This window comes from Methylobacterium variabile (genome assembly GCF_001043975.1).
GTDB classification, from domain to species: domain Bacteria; phylum Pseudomonadota; class Alphaproteobacteria; order Rhizobiales; family Beijerinckiaceae; genus Methylobacterium; species Methylobacterium variabile.
On sequence record NZ_LABY01000258.1, the window covers coordinates 18,727 to 34,993 of the forward strand.

Genomic DNA, 16,267 nt, shown 5'->3' on the forward strand with positions numbered 1-16,267 from the left:
TTCCTGGATTGCGACGGGGACACACCATCGGCGGCGGAGGCCGAGCGGCTCAGGTCCCTCAGATGCGCAGAGCCTTTTCCTCGGTTCGAAGCGCCGCATCCTCAATCTGGATCGTGACGTGATCGACCTTGAACTCGTCCGCCAGGATCTGCCGTGCGTGGCGCAGCACGCGGGCGGCGTCACCCGCCCCAGGCACCACCAAGTGCCCGCTCATCGCGTCGAGACCCGAGGTGATGGTCCAGACGTGCAGGTCGTGCACGCCGGCCACGCCTGGGATCTCGGCCAAGCGGCGCTCCAGCAGCACGACGTCAACCTGGGGCGGGGTGCCCTCCAGCAGGATATGGGTGACCTGGCTGAGCAGACTCCAGGTGCGCGGCACGATAAACAGGCCGATGCCGGCTCCCACGATCGGGTCGGCCAGCCGCCAGCCCGTGACCATCACGATCACCGCCGCCACGATCACCCCGAGCGAGCCGAGCATGTCGGAGAGCACCTCGAAGTAGGCGCCCTTGACGTTCAGGCTCTCCGACGAGCCGCCGGACAGGAGGCGCATGCTGATCAGGTTGACCACCAGGCCGACGGTCGCCACCGCCAGCATCGGGCCGCCGATGACCTCGGGCGGGTCGACGAAGCGGCGGTAGGCCTCGTAGAGGATGTAGATTGTGAGGACGAGGAGCACGACGGCGTTGGCCAGCGCCGAGAGCACCTCCGCGCGCAGGTAGCCGTAGGTCCGCTGCGGCGTCGCGGGCCGCTCGCCGAAGCGGATCGCCAGGAGTGCCAGCGCAAGACCTCCTGCGTCGGTGAGCATGTGGGCGGCATCGGCCAGGAGCGCGAGGCTGCCGGTCAGCAAGCCGCCGACCACCTCGGCGGCCATGTAGGTCAGGGTCAGCCCGAGCGCCCAGACCAAGCGCCCGCGGTGCCGCCCCGCGGCCGAGCCGCCGAGGGTTGCTCCATGATCATGCCCTGCACCCATTCCGGTTCCTCTTTCCTGAGCGGACGATCACAGCGTCCCGGTGACGCGGGCGGCGGAGCAAAAAGATGCGTCGACACCCTGACGATCACGGCCTGATGGCTCGCCGCGGCGCCGGCATTCCTCGGGGCAGCGAACCGGCCCAACCGCCGCTCCTCCAGCGATGAGCCCGGACTGCGGGGCAGGGACGCACGCGCTCACGCCGCGGGCTCGAGAGCCTCGCTCGGCTGCGCCGTGTCGCCCCCGCCCTGCGTGCCGCCGGAACCGAAGAACCCGAGCAGGCGCAGCGCGTTCGCGGTGACGATCACGGTGGCCCCCGTATCGGCCAGGATGGCGATCCACAAGCCCGTCAGCCCGAGCACGCTCGTGACCAGGAACACCGCCTTGAGCCCCAGCGCGACGGCGATGTTCTGGCGGATGTTGGCCATGGCGGCCCGCGCCAAGCGGATCATCTCCACGACGTCGTAGGTGTGGCTCCTCAGGAGCGCGCCGTCGGCGGTCTCCAGGGCCACGTCGGTGCCCGAACCCATGGCGATACCCACGCTCGCCGCCGCCAGTGCAGGTGCATCGTTGATACCGTCGCCCACCATCATGACCCGGCCCCCCACCCCGAGCGCCCGGATCACCGCGACCTTGTCATCGGGCATCTGCTCGGCGCGGAACTCCAGACCGAGCGCGCTCGCGATCGCCGCACCGGTGCGCGCGTTGTCGCCTGTGAGCATGATCGGACGGATGCCGAGATCCTGTAGGGCTGCAAGAGCCGACTTCGCGTCGAGACGCGGCTCGTCGCGCAGGGCGATCAGCCCCACCAAACGGCCGCCCACCACGAGCGCCGTGACGGTTTTGCCCTCCGCTTCAAGCGCGGCGCTCCGCTCGCTCGCCCCGGCCGGCCAGGTCGTACCGCCTTCGGCAAAGCGCGGAGCACCGAGAAAGATCTCCTGCCCGCCGAGCGAGCCGGTCACGCCCTGACCCGGAACGGCCCTGACCCCGTCGGCGGGCTGGATCCGGCAGCCCGTCGTCCTGGCCCACTCCACGATCGCGACGGCGAGCGGATGGTTCGATCCGGTCTCGACGGCCGCAGCCAGCCGCAGCACCTCAGCCTCGCTACCGGAATAGACCGCGACGTCCGTCACCCGCGGCGCTCCTTCGGTCAGCGTGCCTGTCTTGTCGAAGGCGATGACCTGCGTATTCGCCGCCGCCTCGATCACGGCGCCCCCCTTCATCAGCAAGCCGCGGCGCGCGCCGGCCGACAGGGCCGATGCGATCGAGGCCGGCACCGAGATCACGAGCGCGCACGGGCAGCCGATCAGCAGGAGCGCGAGCCCGCGATAGACCCAGGTCGACCAAGCCCCCCCGAACAGGAGCGGCGGCACCAGAACGACGAGGAGGGCGAGGCCGACGATGAGCGGCATGTACCAGCGCGAGAAGCGGTCGATGAAGCGCTCCGTCGGCGCGCGCGCCTCCTGCGCCTCCTCGACGAGGCGGATGATGCGCGCGATCGTGTTATCCTCGGCGGCCTTGGCGACGCGCACCCGGAGTGCCGCCTCGCGGTTGATCGAGCCCGCGAAGACGCCGTCCCCCGCCCCTTTGGTGCTCGGGAAGGATTCCCCCGTCACAGGAGACTCATCGATGCCGGACGTGCCGGAGAGGATGACGCCGTCGGCCGGGATGCGATCGCCCGGTCGCACCAGCACTGTCTGGCCGATCGTGAGCGAGGCGGCCGGCACGTCTCGGGCGATGCCGTTCTCCTCGACCAACGCTGTTTTCGGGACGAGTTCGCCGAGCGCCCGGATGCCGGCGCGGGCTCGGTCGGCCGCCACGCCCTCCAGCACCTCGCCGACCGCGAACAGGAACACGACGAGGGCGCCTTCCTCCGCGGCGCCGATGAACAGGGCGCCGGCAGCGGCGATCGACATCAGCATCTCGATCGTGAACGGCATGCCGGCGCGCGCGGCCGCGATGGCGCGCTGGGCGACCGGCGTGACCCCGACCAGCGTCGCGCCCACGAATGCCCAGAAGGCCAGCGCGGGAACGCTGAGCTTGATCGTCCAAGCCAGGGCGAGCATGGCGCCGGTGAACAGGACCAGACGGCCCTTGCTGGCCTGCCACCAAGGCCTGTCAGCGCTCTCGCCATGTGCGTGCCCTTGCTTTGCGAGAACGCCGTCATGCTGGTCTGCCGCCGTCAGGGGTGCCTGCTCGTCCTGGTCACAGCCCGGCTCACCACAGCCGTGTGCTGCGTTCGCATCGCGGCGGCCGAGCAGCTCGTGCTCGGGACCGGAAGTGAGGGATGGCGGCAATTTGCGCGTGAGCGTGTAGCCGAGGCCGGCCACGCGTTTCTCGACGGTCCTTGAGGAGATCTGGGTCTGATCGATCGTGGCGGTCAGGGTCTCGGTGATCGTCGAAGCCCTGACGTCGCTGACGCCCGGCAACTTGGCCAACGCCGTTTGGATCTTGCCGACGCAGCTGGCGCAATCCATCCCCTCGACCTTCCAGGTGAAGGTCGAACCGTTCTCGCGCGCGGCGTCCGCACTGTGTCCCGTCATGAGATCCTCCTGCTCCCCGGCAGCCTAGAACCTTTAGCCGCTAGAGGAGCAAGGAGCGGTCGGTCTCAGCCTTGGCTCTGCCACTGCGTCATGACCTCTTGGCTCGACCTGCTGAGGTGCACATGCGCGTCGACGCGCTCGACCCAGGCGAGCGGGATGAGGTGATGCGCGCCGTGCGCGGCCGGATCGTTCCGGGTCAGCTTGATCTGATCGGATCCCTGCATGTGGTCGACGGTGCCGACATGGTGCCCATCGGACGCCTTGACCTCCATGTGCTCTTTGATCTGGCTTGCATCGATCATGACGTATCTCCTCGACCTGAGACGGCTGACACATGGTATGAGGGGAGACGCTCGACGAGCGCCTCGCGCGCTAGGCGGCCATCTTCCGGCAGCTCTCGGCGCAAGTCCGATACCGTTCGAGGCCGATGAGAACACCGTCTCGCCCTGGAACCGGGGATAGCGACGAGAGAACCAGCGCTGCAAGGAATGGTTGCGCACAGTCGTGCTCGAGCCCAACATCGATGATCTCGGAGTATTCCCGCGGGGGGTCTCGTGCTCGGTCCGGAAGAGCCGCTCGAGATCGCAATCCATGATTCAGTCGCGCGCCAGCGACGACGTGCGGGGACGTCGCGGATCAACGGAGGGAGAGACGACGATGAGACGCAGCGCCCTGTCGACCCTGCTTTGGCTCGGCTGCCTGCACGGAGCCCATGCTCAGGAAGCCCCATTTGGCCTGTCCTGGGGACCCGTCGACACGGTGCCGAAGCCCTCGATGGTCGACCGCGAAGCGAACATCACGGCGCTGACCTACTTCCACGACCGTCCGCTGGCCGCGGGCATCGATACGGACGAGGTCATCCTGGAAGTCTGCCGGGACGAGGGCCTGCAGCAGGTCATCTGGCTCAGCCGTCCGCTCTCGGAGGCCGAACTGCCGTCGCGCTACGAGGCCATCTACCGGGAGGGCGTGCGGCGGTACGGTCAGCCGCAAACCGAGCCGGGTGCCGAGACTGTGTCGTGGCCGTCTGGACGCGCGCTCCTGGCCGTCAGGAAGGCTGTTCCCGGCGAGCGGCGCTTGACCATGCTGGCCAGGGGCGACCACTACGAGGCGTGCTCGGTCGCCCACCAGGCGGCCACAGGCCACCCGGCCTCCCGGCACGCGTCGGACCTAATCCTCGGGCAGACCCCGTGAAGCAGGTCGCGATCATCCGCACCGGGCCTACGATGGCGGCCGATCCACAAACCGCCGAGATAATCGGGCTCGGTGCGACGCCATATGCGGCCTTGATCGGACAATCGCCGCCTTGGTGCCCGGACATGACGATGCGGCCTGAGCCCGGGGCTTCATGAGCGGTGCGCCGCAGTGGGCTTCGTCAGCGGACGACGATCGGCCGACCTGCGGGCCCCGTCCTCCTTTCGAGAGCAAGCCGGTTCCCGCAAACCTGTCCCGCCGGGATCATCCCGGACGGGACGACATGGACGCCACGCACGCCCTCCAGCGCAGGCTTCGAGGCCGGGGGGTGGCGCCCGTACCGGTCGCCCCGCGCCAGCTGTGCTGCGCAGCCGAGAAGCTCACAAGTGGCATCGAACCGTCATCGGCCGTCGATAAAACAGGCGCACCCGGAGATTGCCGCCTGTTTCGGCGGTGACGCGCCCCTGACCGAACCCGCGGCATTCGGGGAACGATCGATCGCGCGCACGACCACGATGCGTTTCGAATGTCGCCCCATTCGCCCGCACGCGGGTTCGCAGTCGTGATTACGGCCGATGGGAAGAGCGGCATGGCTGCCGTCGCTGCGAGCAACCCACACGCTATGCCGCTTGAATTCTGGAAGTTCGGCCTCTCCCCGTCCCGCTCCATAGGCGTGGCGAGGGGCGTGAGGGCGGTGTCTACCTCGGTGGTACGCGTGGCTATCTCATCGGCCGGGGTCGTCAGCTCAACCCGAACCCGGCGGCGGGCTTGCACGAAGCCGCTCGTCCATGGTTAGCAGCGCGGCCAAGTTTGGGCGGATGCCGCATCGTGTCCTGGTCACCGCATCGCTAGTCCGGGTTCGGTTCACGCATGTGGAGGCGGCACGATGAGCCGGTGGAGACAGGCCGCAGGACGCCTCCGCGCAGGTGCAGGGGTTGCGACGTTGCTCGCTGGCGTGTCCACCGGCGCCCACGGGGCCAATCTCGCCACGCCGACGCCACACGACGCGACGCACCTGCCCTCCTTCGGTGCCTGGGCGGGCGGCTATATCGGATGGCAGGGCAGCGCCGGTGACGCCTTCGGCAGCTTCGGCTTCGGTTCCGGCATGATCGGCCGCCGTTCGGTGCCGGAATTCCGCACCGGGGATGCCACGGGCCGCAACGATGCCGGGCGCGATGCGACCACCGCGCTCGGCGGCCTGTTCGGCGGGTATGCTTGGCAGAGCGGCCCGTTCGTGTATGGCCTTGAAGCCGACGTTGACGCCTCGAACCTGGAGCGGCCCGTGTCCAGGTGCTGATCGCCCAGCAGGGCTACCTCTCGGCCCTGGTCACTTCGGCGGGCGCGCGCGCCACCCAGTACGCCGACACCGCCGCCCTGTTCGTGGCGCTCGGCGGCGGCTGGTGGAACCGGGCCGACGTGGCCCCGCCCCCGCCCGAGAAGGACCCGCTCAAGTTCCTGTGAAGGGGCTCTCCCGCGGGACCGGCCAGCCGTCCGCCTCGGGGTCCGCCCGAGCCCAAATCGCACGCCGACGGTCGGGCAGGGCATCCACGCGACTGAGCCGACGCGGCTCAGATCCCCTCGCCAGCTCATGCTGGGCGGTTCTGTCCATGAACGCCGGGCCCGGTGTCGGCCTCGGGAGGTCGGTCATGTGATGGCTCACGAACGGTCGCGGGCGTGGCGCGTCGGTGCCGAGCCCAAGGTCCGGCCCATGGGATTCCGTCAGGGGCATGGATTGGATCCCCGGCCCCGGACGTTTCCTTCCGATCCAGGAGGGTAACGATGGTAAGCGTCAGGCTTTCACACGTTTGCTGCCGGTTTGACGGCGGTCGACCAGTTCCAAGGCAGGAGTACGTCGAGATCTCGGGCCGGATGACCGCTGCTCATCCGGGTCAACACGTCGGTGAGGTAGGCATAGAGCTCGACGCCGTTGAGCTTGGCCGTCTCGATCAAAGAAGCGATGACGGCCCACCGCGCTCCGCCGCCATCTGAACCGGCGAACAGGTAGTTCTTGCGCCCGACCGCCATCACCCGTTCATTCTGCCCATGTCGGGCAGGAAGCGGAGGTTCGTTATCGCGGGCACCCCCATTCCGGCCGGAAGGTGCTGGTGCGCCGGGTCGAGCAGCGGACGTACGGCCCGATTCTCCTGGTGCAAGCGCCTTCCGGCGTTGTGATCGTCATGGCCGGATGGATGTTCGACCCGGTTCACTGCGCCGGCATGACGTCCGGGTCTCCGCGCGTCGATGTCACGGCGCTGATCGAGCTGGCGCGGCTGTTGAGTGGGGCAGACAGCCCCGCAAAGTTCCGGAGCGATGTCGGCATCGTTCCGGAGGCACAGGATGGAACCTTTCAAGCGGCCGGCCGCGGTGCCGGATCGGCAGATCAGCTTCCTCTTCGAACAGGACGGGCTGGAGGGCCTGAGCGCTCAGGAACGCGACACGGTCGTCGCAATGCTGGCGCAGATCCTCATGCAGGCCGGCGGCCTCGGCGTCGAGGAGCTTGACGATGACGAGCGCTGAGCTGCTCCCGCCAGCCATCCTGAAGCGAACGGCGGTCGTCTATGTGCGGCAGTCGACGCAATCCCAGGTCATGACCAATCTCGAGAGCAAACGGCGCCAGTACAATCTGGTCGATGTCGCCCGCCAGCGCGGCTTTGTCGACGTCGAGGTCATCGACGATGATCTCGGCCGGTCGGCGAGCGGACTTTAGCAACATCACCGCGCCGACGCGCCCGAACAAAGCCCCGCTTCCGTTTGCCAGCGCCCTGGGCCTACGCGCTCTGCCACGCCGCATGAATGGCCAAAGATACCATGCAGGGAGCTGGAGATTGGATCACTCTCCGGTTCTCTGACCTTGGACCGGAGTTGGCCATGCTTGATCGTGAACAGATCCAGACAAACCTGCCTGAGGTTGCTGTGTTCGTCACGCTGGAACTCAGCAAGTCGGCATGGCTCCTGGCCGCCCAGGCCGTCCCGAGCGGGAAGACCTCTGCACACCGGGTGAGCGGCGGCGACGTGGAGGGCCTGCTCGCCTTGCTGCGCCGCCTGCAGGCTCGCGAACAGCGCAGCTCCGGCCGAGAGGTCGCGATCATCCTCGGCTACGAGGCCGGATACGACGGCTTCTGGCTGCAGCGCCGCCTCGCGGCCGAGGCAATCACCTGCTTCGTCATGGATCCCGGCAGCCTCCAGGTCGACCGCCGCGCGCGACGGGCCAAGACCGACCGGCTCGACGCGGCCATGCTGCTCCGGGCCCTGATGGCGTGGTGCCGCGGCGATCACGCCGCCTGCCGCATGGTGCAGGTGCCCTCGGTCGAGCGCGAGGATGCGCGGCGCACTCATCGCGAGCGCCAGCGCCTGATCGCGGAGCGGGTGCAGCACGTCAACCGGATCAAGGGCCTGCTCGCCACCCAGGGCGTCTACACGTTCCAGCCGCTGCGACGCGACCGTTGGGAGCGGTTGAAGGAGGTGCGCACCGGCGACGGGCGCGACCTGCCTCAGCGCCTGCGCGGCGAGATCGAGCGCGAGTTCCGGCGGCTGGAACTCGTGCTCGAACAGGTTGCGGCCGCCGAGGCCGAGCGCGATGCCGCCGTGGCGGATCCGGCCGTCACGGACGCCGACGCCGAGAAGGTGGCGCGTCTGGCCCGGCTCGGTGGCATCGGCACCGAGCTGGCCACGGTGCTGGTGCGCGAGGCGCTGTACCAGCCGTTCGCCAACCGCAAGCAAATGACCGCCTATTCCGGGCTCACGCCGAACCCGTACGCCAGCGGCGACCGACAGCGCGACCAGGGCATCTCAAAGGCCGGGAACCCACTCCTGCGGAAGTCGATGGTCGAGCTGGCGTGGCTGTGGCTGCGCTATCAGCCGGGCAGCGGGCTCGCCCGCTGGTTCGTCGAGCGGTTCGGCACCGGACGCGGGCGCATCCGCAAGATCACCGCGGTGGCGCTGGCGCGCAAGCTGCTGGTCGCCCTGTGGCGCTATCTCGCCACCGGGCTGGTTCCAGAGGGCGCGCGCCTGAAAGCGGCCTGAGGATCAAGGTTCGTCCGCCGGGCCGGTCCACGGCATGTCGGACGAGTGGGGGCAGGCGTGTGACCGGAGCTCGACGGGGTTTGCTGCCGTCGCCAAAGATGGGTCCCGCCGCCTTCAGCCGGTTCGCCTCGCATGAGGCATCTTGGTCAGGAACGTTCTGTTCCGCCGGACACGAGTGGATCCGCGAGCCCGGCGCTCGCACGACATCCCGGCTCCCCCGCCCGTCCGAAACGTCGATCACCGACCCCCTTGCGGAAATGCCTCATACGAGAGTTTGGATGAAGGACCGGCCGCGCTGCGGGCACCTTCAAACGTAAGTGCCGGCGCTCCGTCTTGCAGCTCCCGCACAAACTGCATAACCTGTACGCGTGGACGCTCGTTAGAGCGCTGGCAGCAATAGCTTTTTTGGTTGCAGGTTCGAGTCCTGCCGGGCCCACTTATCCCCGAGAGATGGAGCGTCTGCGGGCTCTTGCGAATGGCGGCCGCTCTTTTGCGGAGACCCACGGGAGCAGCTGTATTGGCTTCTGCGCTAGATGGTTGGTGACCGCTGGAACCTTTTTCAGCTCCTCCAGCATCAATGCCAGAGCTGTCGGATCGCAATAACGCTCGTCTGTTTCACCGGACCCGGCGTGTCCAAGGATGTCGGCTCTGATTTCCGTGTGAACGCGGGCTTGCTTAAGATTGTTGCCGAGCGAATGTCTGAAGGAGTGGATGACCTTTTTACGTTCTGCTTCGTTTGAGATCGCTTTTCGAAGTCCGCTGCTAAATTCATCGTAGAGGCGATCGCCGAGCGGCGAGCTTGAGTTTGGCGATTTTAGATCCGGAAACACGAGTCCGTATCCGAGTGCGCGAACAGCTTTGACGTAGTCCAAAAACCCGAGGCGGAGCACCTCTGGGTGCAAAGCGACAAACCGAATAGATTGAACGTTCTTAAGACGACGCGTTTCGTTGAATCGAAAAGCAAGGTATGCAATCCCGCTTGCCTCCTCCACGTCGTCGACATGAAGTCCTGCAATTTCCTCTCGTCTCGCGCCTGTATAATAGAGTAAAATAATTGCGAAGTACAAAGCGCGATGGAATACCTGATCGCCGGTGGTAAACGGATCGCGCCACGAACGACAGCCTGTGAAGCAGGGCAGTCGGAAGATCGCCGCAACATCGTCGTTGCTAAGAGATGGTCGCCGGTTACGTGCCCTGTCCCGCTTGCGGGCGCGAAGGAGCGCGAGATCGATGCTCGCATCAATCGCGAGGCCCTGCGCTTTGAGAAATGTTACAAGCTGTCCGAGGAAAGTCAGGTGACGGTTGATGGTATCCCCGACGATGCCTCGTTTGTTGGTTGGAAGCTTGGCGCCAATCTCACGCAGTTCGGCAGTGCTGCGTTCGGCATCACGAGGGCTCTTACCATACGACGGCGAGACGGACCGCAAAAGATCAACTAATTCGGCAAAATGGCTCTGCCGAAGATCAGTCACACGGATGAGGCCGTTCTCGACGAGTAGCTTGGCGAACAGGGCAAAAATCTGACGCGCCTGGTGCTGTGTTTTTGCATCCCAGGTTTCGTCACGAGCGCGCCCGGCGATCATCGCCTCCCCGAACGCTATGATTGGATGCATCCCCTTCTGATGAGGCTCTTGGTCCGTCGTATCCAGCGCGAGGTCCGGGCTTGCTGACACGATTGCAACGCCTGTCGGCATTTGAGGGACGGCATCAGCGTTTGATTGCGAACGAGCTGTACTCACGGTTGCCGTCGAGCCTGTGGCCTCCGGCGGCACCTGCGCTTCCCTCAGCAGGATCGCGTCGCGCAGTGTGACCTCTTCGATCCGAAGACCATCGTAGCGGCGCTCAGTTGCAAAGGCCGCCGCGGACATACCGCGGAAGGCAATCTCCTGAGCTAGAGACAAGTTAGTCATGGTCGGTGCGACCGCTTGGTTTGCGAGCAGCCCTTCCAGCCGAGCGCGAGGCATCAGGTGGCCGTTCTGGCGCACCATCGCGGCCAGCGTCGCCCGTGCTTCCTCAATGTCGAGGTCATTCAGCCCGTCGCGACGCATCTCATCAGCCAACGGAGTATCAATGGTCGCTGCCGCGCCGCGCGCTCCAAGGATACGCAGGATCCATCCCATACGCCGATCGGCACGCCGGCTCGCCTCAGGATCGAAGTCCGGTTCTGCACGTTCTGCCGCAGCGATCCGGTCGAGTTTTTCGAGGTGGGCCAATAGGCTTTCGCGAAAGATGCCGTCGAGCTGGCGGCGGCTCATGATGAGATCGGGTTCGGGCTCGCTCATGGCGCGATGAAAAAGCTGATCGGAATGAGCCGTGAGCTGGCTCGCGAGGAAGCGTGCCCTGGCTGGGTCGCGCGTGCCTAGGCTTACCACGAGCTGCCTGGAACGGCAGAATCGGATCAGCGGCAGCGGGATCCGGCGGCGCCAGGAATAGCTCCCACCGCGCCTGTAAGCATGAGCGATAGCCGGCACCGGACACCTCGTGTGAGACACGCATGTGCAACACCGATGTGTGCCGACGCCTCCCGCTTCAGCGGGAAATCGTTCGAATTCAGAGACTTACGGGGGAATTTGGCTGGGGCGCCAGGATTCGAACCTGGGAATGGCGGTACCAAAAACCGCTGCCTTACCGCTTGGCGACGCCCCAACGCGCGGCTGGCGCTTCCATAGCCGGGCGGGGCCGTGCTGGCAACCGCGGCGTCGCGGTTGGGCGGCGTGCGCGGTGGTTGGAGGGCCTTCGGCCCTCGTGTATGCCGGACGGCGCGAACGACAACGACACAGGGGGAGGAGAGGCGCATGAGCACGCAGAAGGTCGCGCTGGTGACCGGGGCCGGCTCGGGGGTGGGGCGCGCGGTGGCGCTGGGGCTCGCCGAGGCGGGGTACGACGTGGTGCTGTCGGGTCGCCGCCCCGAGCCGCTGCAGGCGGTGGCAGGCGAGATCGAGGCCAAGGGCCGGCGCGCCCTGGCGCAACCGACCGACATCGGCGACGAGGCCTCGGTGACCGAGCTCTTCCGGCGCCTCGAGGAGGAGTTCGGCCGCCTCGACGTGCTGTTCAACAATGCCGGCATCGGCGCGCCGCCGGTGGAGCTCGACGAGTTGCCGGTGGCGACCTGGAAGGCGGTAGTCGACACCAACCTCACCGGCGCCTTCCTGTGCACCCAGGGCGCATTCCGGCTGATGAAGAAGCAGCAGCCGCGCGGCGGGCGCATCATCAACAACGGCTCGATCTCGGCCCACGTGCCGCGGCCGTTCTCGGCGCCCTACACCGCCACCAAGCACGCCATCACCGGCCTGACCCGCTCGACCTCGCTCGACGGGCGCGCCCACGACATCGCCTGCGGCCAGGTCGATATCGGCAACGCCGCCACCGACATGACCGCGCGCATGCAGAAGGGCGTGCCCCAGCCGGACGGCTCGACGCGGCCGGAGCCGACCATGGACGCCAAGCACGTCGCCGACGCGGTGGTCTACATGGCGAGTCTGCCGCTCGACGCCAACGTGCAGTTCATGACCGTGATGGCGACCAAGATGCCCTTCATCGGCCGCGGCTGAGGCGGCGAGGGTTCGCGGCCGAGGGCTCTGGCCCTCGGGCGCGGGGTTGGGCTAGAGAGGCCGGCACGGGCGCTGACGCGGCGCCCGCGCGTCCCCATATGGGGACCATCCCCCTCGAACCGACCACCGGGCCCCTGGCGGACCCGTGACAGCCCTCAAGGGTCCGGGCCCGAACCTTCCATGCTGATGCAGACAGACGCCCCGCGCGCCCCCGCCGATCCGGTCGCCCGGCGGCGCACCTTCGCGATCATCTCGCACCCGGACGCCGGCAAGACCACGCTCACCGAGAAGCTGCTGCTGTTCGGCGGCGCGATCCAGCTCGCCGGCGAGGTGAAGGCCAAGCGCAACCGGGTCTCGACCCGCTCGGACTGGATGGGCATCGAGAAGGAGCGCGGCATCTCGGTCGTCACCTCGGTGATGACCTTCGAGTACGGCGATTGCGTCTTCAACCTGCTCGACACGCCCGGCCACGAGGACTTCTCGGAAGATACCTACCGGACGCTGACGGCGGTCGATTCCGCCGTGATGGTGATCGACGCCGCCAAGGGCATCGAGGCGCGCACCCGCAAGCTGTTCGAGGTCTGCCGCCTGCGCGACATCCCGATCGTCACCTTCGTCAACAAGCTCGACCGGGAATCCCGCGACCCCTTCGACCTCCTCGACGAGATCGAGAAGACGCTCGCCCTCGACGTCGCGCCGGTGACCTGGCCGATCGGCCGCGGCCGCACCTTCGCCGGCACCTACGACCTGCTGCGCCGCCGGGTGCGCCGGCTCGATGCGGCGGACGATGCCGGCACGGTGCCGGTCTCCGGGACCGACGACCCGCTCTTCGACACCCTGCTGCCCGAGGCCGGCGACGCCGCGACCTGGCGCGAGGAGGCCGAGCTCGCCGAGGTCGGCTGCAAGCCCTTCGACCTCGCGGCCTTCCGCGAGGGGCACCTGACCCCGGTGTTCTTCGGCAGCGCGCTACGCAATTTCGGCGTGCGCGACCTGATCGACGGCCTCGCCGAGGTGGCGCCGCCGCCGCGCGGCCAGGACGCCGACACCCGCGCGGTCGCGCCCACCGAGCCGAAGATGACCGGCTTCGTGTTCAAGATCCAGGCGAACATGGACCCGAACCACCGGGACCGGATCGCCTTCATGCGGGTCTGCTCCGGCAAGCTCAGCCGCGGCATGAAGGCGAGGCTGGTGCGCACCGGCAAGCCGATCTCGCTCTCGGCGCCGCAATTCTTCTTCGCCCAGGACCGGGCGATCGCCGACGAGGCCTATGCGGGCGACGTGGTCGGCATTCCCAACCACGGGACCCTGCGCATCGGCGACACGCTGACCGAGGGCGAGGAGCTGGTCTTCCGCGGCGTCCCGAGCTTCGCCCCCGAGATCCTGCGCCGGATCAAGCTCACCGACGCGATGAAGGCCAAGAAGCTGCGCGAGGCGCTGCAGCAGATGGCGGAGGAGGGGGTGGTGCAGCTCTTCCTGCCCCAGGACGGGTCGGGCGCGATCGTCGGCGTCGTCGGCGCGCTGCAGCTCGACGTGCTCAAGGAGCGGCTCCAGGCCGAGTACGGCCTGCCGATCGACTACGAGCCGACCCGCTTCACCATCTGCCGCTGGATCGAGGCGGAGGACCCGGCCGAGCTCGACAAGTTCATCGGCTCCCACGGCTCGTCGATGGCGAGCGATCTCGACGGCGCGCCGGTCTTCATGGCGACCACCGGCTTCTCGCTCAAGTACGAGGAGGAGAGGGCCCCGGCGATCCGCTTCACCGACGTGAAGGACTACCAGAAGCGGCGGACCTGAGGGTGTCCGGTGCCTGCCTCCCCGGCCGTCTCGGACGGGGCGGCGTCGGGGTCACATCTTCCCGAGCAGGGGGAAGTCGAGGCTGAGGCTCGAGACCGGGGTCAGCGCCGTCTCGCGCTTGCGCGGCCGGCCGTTGAGCACCTGCTTCAGCTTCGTCTTCAGCAGGGCGAGGTCGAACGGCTTGAGGATGAAGGCATCGGCGCCGGCGAGGTGCGCCACGTTGATGTCCTCGAAGCTGAACGAGGTCTCGGTCAGGATGAACGGCGTGTTGAGCAGCGCGTCGTCGGCCCGGATCTCGCGCAGGAGCTGGATGCCGTCCATCGGCTCCATGTCGAGGTCGGAGATCACCAGGCCGTAGCGGCGGCTGCGCAGCTGCTCCAGCGCCTGGGCCCCGTCGGTCACGCCGTCGACCTCCGGGAAGCCGAGGCGGTTCATCAGCTCGGTCACGAGGCGGACGAGCTTGACCTGGTCATCGACGATCAGAATGGGAGGGGCTTCGCTCATCGGAACCAGCCAGGGGTTTTAAGTTTCATGACGGATCACCGGGGGCTCCGGTGGTTCCTAGACGAAAAGATGATCGATGCCCTGCTTGGCCATGGTGTCGGCCTGCAGCGCCTGGGCGAGGCTGTAGATGGTGCTGGCCTTCGGGGTGCCGCGCTGGAGCATCGGTCCCAGGTTGGCCTTCTGGAACAGGGCGTCGTTGGAGGGCGTGCGCGGCGCGGAGGCGAACGAGGTCACGAACTCGCGCTTCGTGATCTCCCGCCACTCGACGATGTGGACGTCGCGGTGGCGGTTGTCGGCGCTGATCCGCTGGAACGTCTCCTGCACGGACATCCGCTCGCCCTCGAGGATCTGGATGAAGTAGCCCTGATCGACGATCAGCAGGCTGGTGATCACCGAGAACTCGTTCTTCTTCTGCGCGTGCCGGGCGATCTCGTTGATCTGGCGCGCACGCACGCCCGGCTCGGCGGAGAGCTGGGCCCGCGAGAAGTAGATCAGGTGGATGAGGCTGCTTCGCTTGCTCGTGCGCATATCCCTGGTCCAGCGCCGTCCAGAAGGGCAGCTAAGGGCAAGAGGCTCAACAGCCCGTAAACGTCGCCCCGCATCCCACGGCAGTTTTTGCCGCAGGATTCCGGCCCGGCCCGGCGGGTTTTGCCGCCTCCGCCGCAGGGCCGGCAGCAGAATCAAGGACTTGGCCGTGGCACACGGCTTGCGGCACCCCCTCCGAGTGACCTTGGCGGGACGGAGCCCCGGGTAAGATGGACGTTTTCAGCGCGCTTCAGACCTCTGTGTCGGGTCTCAAGGCCCAGGCCTTCAGCCTCGAGAACATCTCGGGCAACATCGCGAACTCGCAGACCGTCGGCTACAAGCGTATCGACACCGACTTCGTCGACATGCTGGCCGAGCAGCCGGCCAAGCAGCAGACCGCCGGCTCGGTCGCGGCCTTCTCGCAGCTCACCAACAGCCTCCAGGGCAACGTGGCGGCGACCGGCATCGCCACCAACATGGCGCTCAGCGGCGACGGCTTCTTCACGGTGCAGACCAAGGCCGGCGACACCGGCGGCACGCCGGTCTTCTCGGGCACCAACCTCTTCACCCGCCGGGGCGACTTCTCGGTCGACCGGGACGGCTACCTCGTCAACGGCGCCGGCTCCTATCTGGTCGGCCAGTCCCTCGACCCGGCGACGGGGCAGACCGCCGGCACCGGGCCGATCCAGGTGCCGGACGCGACCCTGCCGGCCAAGGCGACGACGAGCATCGCCTACGCGGCGAACCTGCCGAGCAATCCCACCACCTCCTCGGGCGCGACGCTGCTGGGCGCGCTCCCGGGCGGGGATGCCCGGGTGCTCACCGGGACGACGGTGCCGGGCCCGGCGGTGGCCGCCGCCGACACCGCGTCCTTCCTCGGGTCCAGCGTCGCGGGCGGCGAGCTGACGGCCTACTCGGCCACCGGCACGCCGGTGAGCCTGCAGCTGCGCTGGGCCAAGGTGGCGAATGCCGGCGCCGGCACCAGCGACACCTGGAACCTGTACTACGCCAACCAGACCGGCACCTCGGGGGGGACCTGGCAGAACGTCGGCACCGCCTTCACCTTCAACGGCAGCGGCCAGCTCACCGCGCCCACCGGCACCAGCCTCAGCATCCCCGACGTGACGGTGAACGGCACCAACCTCGGCGCGGTGAGCTGGCCGCTG

13 protein-coding genes, 1 tRNA gene and 4 pseudogenes are annotated in these 16,267 nt (G+C 67.7%); 9 read left to right on the forward strand and 9 right to left on the reverse strand.

Features of this window, described 5'->3' with window-relative positions; translation table 11 throughout:
- Positions 1 to 58 precede the first annotated feature (58 nt).
- The 3 genes from VQ02_RS29725 to VQ02_RS29735 form a co-directional block, all read right to left on the reverse strand.
- Positions 59 to 973: a cation diffusion facilitator family transporter gene (locus VQ02_RS29725; RefSeq protein ID WP_048447854.1), complete on the reverse strand. Its 915-nt coding sequence runs from the start codon at positions 971 to 973 to the stop codon at positions 59 to 61.
- A gap of 194 nt (positions 974 to 1,167) precedes the next feature.
- The gene (locus VQ02_RS29730; RefSeq protein ID WP_048447855.1) at positions 1,168 to 3,513 is read right to left on the reverse strand and encodes a heavy metal translocating P-type ATPase; all 2,346 of its coding nucleotides are present in this window, start codon (positions 3,511 to 3,513) and stop codon (positions 1,168 to 1,170) included.
- A gap of 65 nt (positions 3,514 to 3,578) precedes the next feature.
- The gene (locus tag VQ02_RS29735) at positions 3,579 to 3,815 is read right to left on the reverse strand and encodes a DUF2171 domain-containing protein (protein WP_048447856.1); all 237 of its coding nucleotides are present in this window, start codon (positions 3,813 to 3,815) and stop codon (positions 3,579 to 3,581) included.
- Positions 3,816 to 4,170: 355 nt separating this feature from the next.
- Between VQ02_RS29735 and VQ02_RS29740 the strand changes: the two genes are divergently transcribed.
- From VQ02_RS29740 to VQ02_RS37690, 3 genes and pseudogenes are all read left to right on the forward strand, one after another.
- Positions 4,171 to 4,704: a hypothetical protein gene (locus VQ02_RS29740; RefSeq protein ID WP_048447857.1), complete on the forward strand. Its 534-nt coding sequence runs from the start codon at positions 4,171 to 4,173 to the stop codon at positions 4,702 to 4,704.
- A gap of 943 nt (positions 4,705 to 5,647) precedes the next feature.
- Complete coding sequence (locus VQ02_RS29745) at positions 5,648 to 6,001, forward strand: hypothetical protein (RefSeq protein ID WP_157080869.1); 354 nt, start codon at positions 5,648 to 5,650, stop codon at positions 5,999 to 6,001.
- A pseudogene (locus tag VQ02_RS37690) lies at positions 5,992 to 6,165 on the forward strand (histidine kinase); the annotation flags it as partial. The gene VQ02_RS29745 and the pseudogene VQ02_RS37690, both read left to right, overlap by 10 nt.
- Positions 6,166 to 6,501: 336 nt before the next feature.
- Here the strand turns inward: VQ02_RS37690 and VQ02_RS29750 are convergent.
- Positions 6,502 to 6,735: pseudogene (locus tag VQ02_RS29750) on the reverse strand (transposase domain-containing protein); the annotation flags it as partial.
- Positions 6,736 to 7,041: 306 nt separating this feature from the next.
- Here VQ02_RS29750 and VQ02_RS37695 point away from each other — a divergent pair.
- The 3 genes and pseudogenes from VQ02_RS37695 (at position 7,042) to VQ02_RS29765 (ending at position 8,727) form a co-directional block, all read left to right on the forward strand.
- Complete coding sequence (locus tag VQ02_RS37695) at positions 7,042 to 7,221, forward strand: hypothetical protein (protein ID WP_048447860.1); 180 nt, start codon at positions 7,042 to 7,044, stop codon at positions 7,219 to 7,221.
- Positions 7,208 to 7,405, forward strand: a pseudogene (locus VQ02_RS29760) (recombinase family protein); the annotation flags it as partial. The gene VQ02_RS37695 and the pseudogene VQ02_RS29760, both read left to right, overlap by 14 nt.
- Before the next feature lie 167 nt (positions 7,406 to 7,572).
- Positions 7,573 to 8,727, forward strand: a complete 1,155-nt coding sequence (locus VQ02_RS29765) for an IS110 family RNA-guided transposase (protein ID WP_048447862.1) — start codon at positions 7,573 to 7,575, stop codon at positions 8,725 to 8,727.
- Positions 8,728 to 9,164: 437 nt separating this feature from the next.
- Here the strand turns inward: VQ02_RS29765 and VQ02_RS36335 are convergent, their stop codons facing one another.
- The 3 genes and pseudogenes from VQ02_RS36335 to VQ02_RS29775 form a co-directional block, all read right to left on the reverse strand.
- Positions 9,165 to 10,982, reverse strand: a complete 1,818-nt coding sequence (locus tag VQ02_RS36335; protein WP_167350808.1) for a site-specific integrase — start codon at positions 10,980 to 10,982, stop codon at positions 9,165 to 9,167.
- A 39-nt stretch (positions 10,983 to 11,021) separates the two neighbouring features.
- Positions 11,022 to 11,219, reverse strand: a pseudogene (locus VQ02_RS40125) (DUF6538 domain-containing protein); the annotation flags it as partial.
- 79 nt (positions 11,220 to 11,298) lie between these two features.
- A tRNA-Gln gene (locus VQ02_RS29775) sits at positions 11,299 to 11,373 on the reverse strand.
- Positions 11,374 to 11,522: 149 nt separating this feature from the next.
- On the opposite strand from VQ02_RS29775, the gene VQ02_RS29780 reads away from it, so the two are divergent.
- Entirely contained in the window at positions 11,523 to 12,278 is a 756-nt protein-coding gene (locus VQ02_RS29780; protein ID WP_048447864.1) for an SDR family oxidoreductase, read from the forward strand.
- A gap of 180 nt (positions 12,279 to 12,458) precedes the next feature.
- On the forward strand, positions 12,459 to 14,072 hold the full coding sequence (locus VQ02_RS29785; RefSeq protein ID WP_048447865.1) for a peptide chain release factor 3: 1,614 nt from the start codon (positions 12,459 to 12,461) through the stop codon (positions 14,070 to 14,072).
- A 51-nt stretch (positions 14,073 to 14,123) separates the two neighbouring features.
- On the opposite strand, the gene VQ02_RS29790 is transcribed toward VQ02_RS29785, so the two are convergent.
- Both VQ02_RS29790 and VQ02_RS29795 read right to left on the reverse strand, forming a co-directional pair.
- Positions 14,124 to 14,576, reverse strand: a complete 453-nt coding sequence (locus VQ02_RS29790; protein ID WP_048447866.1) for a response regulator — start codon at positions 14,574 to 14,576, stop codon at positions 14,124 to 14,126.
- A gap of 57 nt (positions 14,577 to 14,633) precedes the next feature.
- A complete protein-coding gene (locus VQ02_RS29795; RefSeq protein WP_048447867.1) occupies positions 14,634 to 15,104 on the reverse strand; it encodes a BLUF domain-containing protein in 471 nt (156 codons plus the stop codon).
- A gap of 227 nt (positions 15,105 to 15,331) precedes the next feature.
- On the opposite strand from VQ02_RS29795, the gene VQ02_RS29800 reads away from it, so the two are divergent.
- Positions 15,332 to 16,267, forward strand: a 936-nt coding sequence (locus VQ02_RS29800; protein WP_048447868.1) for a flagellar hook-basal body complex protein, incomplete at its 3' end; no start/stop codon positions are given.